Source organism: Streptomyces sp. E2N166 (assembly GCF_003671715.1).
Taxonomy (GTDB): domain Bacteria; phylum Actinomycetota; class Actinomycetes; order Streptomycetales; family Streptomycetaceae; genus Streptomyces; species Streptomyces thinghirensis.
Genome location: NZ_RAIF01000031.1, coordinates 648,376 through 653,056, shown reverse-complemented (window position 1 = coordinate 653,056; position 4,681 = coordinate 648,376). Strand labels below are relative to the sequence as shown.

The following is a 4,681-nucleotide window of genomic DNA, read 5'->3' as shown; positions in this document are numbered from 1 at the left end:
GCGTCGGCCTCGGGGTCCGGCTTCGTCAGCCGGTCCAGCGACTGGACGTCCAGGACGGGGTCGAGGCCGAGACGTGCGGCGAAGGTCCGCATGGCCTCGTCCTCGCCGGCCGGGGTGCCGTCCGCGAGCCACACGTAGCCGACGGGGCGGCGGAATCCGGACGCGAGGGTGTAGCCCGCCCGGTCGGCGTCCCACCACAGGGCGAGTACGGGCCACGGGGCGCCGACGGCGAGGGCCGCGGCCCAGCCGGTGAGCACGCGGTCGACCGGTTCGTCGCCGTGCCGCCAGGGCGTGCCGCGCGGGACGAGCACGCTCCACTCCTCCCCGGCCCGGACCAGCGGCATGCGTTCGCCCAGGAGCGGGGCGACGGCGGCGACGGAGTCCGGCTCCGCGCGGCACAGCAGCAGGGCACCGGCAGCGGCATCGGACACGGACTCTTCCGTCGACATGCTCTCAAGCTAGGGCAATTCATTACCTTCGGCCGATCGTAGATCACCAGAACGGGTGCCTTGACTTTCCATGCCCGCGATATATCGTGAATTGCGGAGGACGCGATATGGCGCGTTCGGTCGAGGAGGTCTCACCATGTCCGAGTGGTCCGTCGCGGAGCCCAGGAAACTCACCTTCGACGAGTCCGTGAGCGAGCTCCACGTACGCATCGTCAATGGAACAGTGAACGTCGTGGGCACGGACGAGGGTTCCGCCCGCCTGGAAGTCTCCGAGGTCGAGGGGCCGCCCCTGGTCGTGACCCACCAGGACGGCGTTCTCACGGTGGCCTACGAGGACCTGCCCTGGAAGGGCTTCCTCAAGTGGCTCGACCGCAAGGGCTGGCGCCGCAGCGCGGTGGTCTCCCTGGCCGTGCCGACCGGCACCCGGGTGGAGGTGGGCGTGGTCAGCGCCGCGGCCGTGGTCTCCGGGCTCGACGGGCGCGCCGAGGTGAAGGGCGTCTCCGGCGACACCACACTGGTGGGCCTCGCGGGCCCGGTCCGCGCCGACACCGTCTCGGGGAACGTGGAGGCGCAGGCCCTCACCGGAGACCTGCGCTTCAACTCCGTCTCCGGCGACCTGACGGTGGTCGAGGCGGGCTCCTCCGTCCGGGCCGACTCGGTGAGCGGTTCGATGATCGTCGACCTGGACACCGCCGGCGGGCCCACCGACATCAGTCTGACCAGCGTCTCGGGCGAGATCGCCATCCGGCTGCCCCAGCCTGCCGACGCGGAGGTGGAGGCGAACACGGCCAGCGGCACCGTCTCCAGCGCCTTCGAGGACCTCCGGGTGGGCGGCCAGTGGGGCGCCAAGCGGATCACCGGCCGGCTCGGCGCGGGCAACGGCCGCCTGAAGGCCACGACGGTCTCCGGCTCGATCGCCCTGCTGCGCCGTCCGGCGGCGGAGGACACACCGTGGGAGCGGGAGCCGCGGGGCACCGGCCCGTCGGACCACGCACAGGACGACTCGGGGGACAATTCCGCTTCCGGCCGGGATCACGGCGCCGCCGGCGCCCCGGCCGACGGCACGACCGACAAGAAGGTGCTCTGACATGTCCCCCGTCTTCGCCCACGGCCGCCTCCGCCTCTACCTCCTCAAGCTCCTGGACGAGGCCCCGCGCCACGGCTACGAGGTGATCCGGCTCCTCGAGGAGCGCTTCCAGGGCCTGTACGCGCCGTCGGCGGGCACCGTGTACCCCCGCTTGGCCAAGCTGGAGGCCGAGGGCCTGGTCACCCACACCACCGAAGGCGGCCGCAAGGTGTACGCCATCACGGACGCCGGCCGCGCCGAGCTGTCCGACCGCAGTGGTGAACTGGCCGACCTGGAGCTGGAGATCCGGGAGTCGGTGGCCGAGCTCGCCGCCGAGATCCGGGCCGACGTGCGCGGTGCCGCGGGCGATCTGCGCCGGGAGATGCGGGCCGCGGCCGGCGCGGCCCACCGGGGCGCCGGCTCGGGAGCGCACGACGAGGGGGGCGGCTCCGCGGACACCGACGACAAGGAGGCCTGGCGCGCCGCCAAGGAGGAGATGCGGCGCGTCAAGCAGGAGTGGAAGGAGCAGGCGCGCCGCGCGAAGGACGAGAGTCGCCGCGCCCGGGACGAGGCCCAGCGGGCCCGGCGCCAGGCCAAGGAGGCCCAGGAGCGGGCCCGGGCGCAGGCACAGGAGGAGGTGCAGCGCATCGCCCAGCGGGTCCAGGAACAGGTGCAGGACCACTTCGCGCGGGGCGACTGGCCGACGGGTCTGCGCGAGGGCCTGAGCGAACTGGCCAAGGAGGTCGGCGACTTCGGGAAGGACTTCGGAAAGGAGTTCGGCGCGGACTGGGGCTTCGGCCGCACCGACGCCGACAAGTCCACCCACCGGCCCGAGTACTCCGCCACCCCCGAGGACTTTCCGGCCGGTTACGCTCCGGCCTGGGCCCACGAGGACGCCGCGGAGGCCACCGGTGATCCGGCTCGCGACCTCGACCGGCTGCTCGACCGCTTCCGGGACGACATCCGTGACGCGGCCCGGGACCACGGCGTCACCGCCGACCAGTTCCGCGACGCCCGCCTCCAGCTGTCGACCGCGGCGGCGCACATCGGGGCGATACTGCGGACGCCGAAGGCCTGAGCCCTCGGGCGCGACACCCCCGGCCCGCCGCCGAAACGCCTGGCCCGGGGGGAGGCAGCACACGTCAGGCGCAGGCCTCACCGGCGCCGCCGCCCAGCACCCTGGTCAGCGACTCGTGGGTCACCCCGTGGTCGGCGAGCACCTCGGCGGGCACACCGGGCCGGACGGTCAGGGCGAGCAGGACGTGCTCGTCCCCGATACTCCGGTCGCGCCGGGCCACGGCGGCCCGCAGAGCCTGCTCCAACACCTCCTTGGCACCCTTGCTGAAGCTGCGGTGCTGTCCGGACCACCAACGCCTGCCCGTCCGTTCGCCGGACATCGCACCGACGCCATGGGCCTCCTCCACCCGGGCGACGATCTCGGAGACGTCGATCCCCAGCCCGGCGAGGGCATCGGTCTCGGCCCGCGTCAGCCCGGCCCGGCGCCGCGCCTCCGCCAGGGCCTGCCGTATCGCGTCCTCGCGTTCGCCGGCCCCGAGCGCCGACAGCGCGAAGGAGGCGCGGCTGCCCTCACGGTCCAGCAGGGCGAGCAGCAGGTGCTCGGCGTCGACGGTCTGCGCCCGCGCCCCTTCGGCGTGCTCGACCGCCCCCTGCACCACGGCCCGGGCATCCTTCGTGAATCGCTCGAACATCAATGCCTCCCGTACTTCTTGTGCACGGCCTGCCTGCTGACTCCGAGTTCCGTAGCGATCTCCTGCCACGACCACCCCTGATTGCGCGCGCTGCGCACCTGCACCGCCTCCAGCTGCTCCAGCAGCATCCGCAATGCGGCGACGGCCCGCAGCCCGACCCGAGGGTCGCGATCACCGGCACGCGCGGCGAGATCGGTTGCTTCACTCATGGTGTCAACATAGGTTGACACCCCGGAGCGTGTCAACAATAGTTGACACGCTCCGGGGTGTCGGAGGCGCGGAGAACGCGTCAGGAACCGCTGAGCACGATCTTGCCGAACTGCCCTCCGGAGGCCATCCGCTCGAAGCCCTCGCGGGCCCGGTCCATCGGAAGCACCTCGTCGATGACGGGACGCACACCGGTCGCGGCACAGAAGGAGAGCAGGTCCTCCAACTCGTCCTTGGTGCCCATCGTGGAGCCGACGATCTTGAGCTCCAGGAAGAAGACCCGGGTCAGCTCGGCGTGGGAGGGCCGGTCGCCACTGGTGGCGCCGGAGATGACGAGCGTGCCCCCCGGACGCAGCGACTTCACCGAGTGGGACCAGGTCGCGGCGCCCACGGTCTCGATGACGGCGTCGACCCGCTGCGGCAGCCGCGCGCCCGGCTCGACGGCCTCCACGGCGCCCAGTTCCAGGGCGCGCTTCCGCTTGGCCTCGTCCCGGCTCGTGGCGAAGACCCGCAGCCCCGCCGCCCTGCCGAGCACGATCGCTGCGGTGGCGACTCCGCCGCCGGCGCCCTGTACGAGCACCGAGTCACCGGGACGCACCCCGGCGTTGGTGAACAGCATGCGGTACGCCGTCAGCCAGGCGGTCGGCAGACAGGCCGCCTCCTCGAAGGAGAGCTCCTTCGGCTTGGGCAGGATGTTCCAGGTCGGCACGGCGACTTGCTCGGCGAACGTCCCCTGGTAGCGCTCCGTGAGGATCGAGCGGGGCTCCTTCGGGCCGACGCCGTGACCGGTCTGACCGATCACGGAGTGCAGGACGACCTCGTTGCCGTCCTCGTCGACACCGGCGGCGTCACAGCCGAGGATCATCGGCAGCCGGTCCTCCGGGAGGCCGACGCCGCGCAGGGACCACAGGTCGTGGTGGTTGAGGGAGGCGGCCCTGACATCGACGACACTCCAGCCGGGCCGGGCCTCGGGAGCGGGACGCTCTCCCAACTCCAGGCCGGACAGCGGCTGGTCGCGGTCGATTCGGGCGGCGTAGACAGCGAACATGACCTTGACGATAGGTTCCCGACCCGCCAACCGGAACCACGACGCCCTGTGACACACGCCCTCTTGTCACCGCCCCGCCCCGCGCCACTGCGGGCAGTCGTGCCGCGCCACTGCGGGCAGTCGTGCGCCGGGGCGGCACGGACGGGCACAGCGGCACTCCGCAGCGCCGGGCCACGCCACCCGCCCCCGCCCGGCACCGACG

5 protein-coding genes and 1 pseudogene are annotated in these 4,681 nt (G+C 72.7%); 2 read left to right on the top strand and 4 right to left on the bottom strand.

The window, feature by feature from the left end; genetic code table 11:
• Positions 1 to 449, bottom strand: a pseudogene (locus EBH09_RS25035) (hypothetical protein); the annotation flags it as partial.
• A 136-nt stretch (positions 450 to 585) separates the two neighbouring features.
• Here EBH09_RS25035 and EBH09_RS25030 point away from each other — a divergent pair.
• Entirely contained in the window at positions 586 to 1,536 is a 951-nt protein-coding gene (locus EBH09_RS25030; protein WP_193776513.1) for a DUF4097 family beta strand repeat-containing protein, read from the top strand.
• 1 nt (position 1,537) lies between these two features.
• Positions 1,538 to 2,593, top strand: coding sequence for a PadR family transcriptional regulator (locus EBH09_RS25025; protein WP_121749167.1), 1,056 nt, complete (start codon positions 1,538 to 1,540; stop codon positions 2,591 to 2,593).
• Between the two features lie 64 nt (positions 2,594 to 2,657).
• Here the strand turns inward: EBH09_RS25025 and EBH09_RS25020 are convergent, their stop codons facing one another.
• From EBH09_RS25020 to EBH09_RS25010, 3 genes are all read right to left on the bottom strand, one after another.
• Entirely contained in the window at positions 2,658 to 3,224 is a 567-nt protein-coding gene (locus EBH09_RS25020) for a Clp protease N-terminal domain-containing protein (RefSeq protein WP_121749166.1), read from the bottom strand.
• Positions 3,224 to 3,433, bottom strand: coding sequence for an HTH domain-containing protein (locus EBH09_RS25015; protein ID WP_121749540.1), 210 nt, complete (start codon positions 3,431 to 3,433; stop codon positions 3,224 to 3,226). The genes EBH09_RS25020 and EBH09_RS25015 overlap by 1 nt, the downstream gene beginning before the upstream one ends.
• An 80-nt stretch (positions 3,434 to 3,513) precedes the next feature.
• A complete protein-coding gene (locus EBH09_RS25010; RefSeq protein WP_121749165.1) occupies positions 3,514 to 4,479 on the bottom strand; it encodes a zinc-binding dehydrogenase in 966 nt (321 codons plus the stop codon).
• Between the last annotated feature and the right edge of the window lie 202 nt (positions 4,480 to 4,681).

What these genes read in the sequence shown, in the direction of transcription:
- EBH09_RS25010 (WP_121749165.1), bottom strand. Translation starts at nt 4,479, where the DNA reads ATGTTCGCTGTCTACGCCGCCCGAATCGACCGCGACCAGCCGCTGTCC.
- EBH09_RS25020 (WP_121749166.1), bottom strand. Translation starts at nt 3,224, where the DNA reads ATGTTCGAGCGATTCACGAAGGATGCCCGGGCCGTGGTGCAGGGGGCG.
- EBH09_RS25025 (WP_121749167.1), top strand. Translation starts at nt 1,538, where the DNA reads ATGTCCCCCGTCTTCGCCCACGGCCGCCTCCGCCTCTACCTCCTCAAG.
- EBH09_RS25015 (WP_121749540.1), bottom strand. Translation starts at nt 3,433, where the DNA reads ATGAGTGAAGCAACCGATCTCGCCGCGCGTGCCGGTGATCGCGACCCT.
- EBH09_RS25030 (WP_193776513.1), top strand. Translation starts at nt 586, where the DNA reads ATGTCCGAGTGGTCCGTCGCGGAGCCCAGGAAACTCACCTTCGACGAG.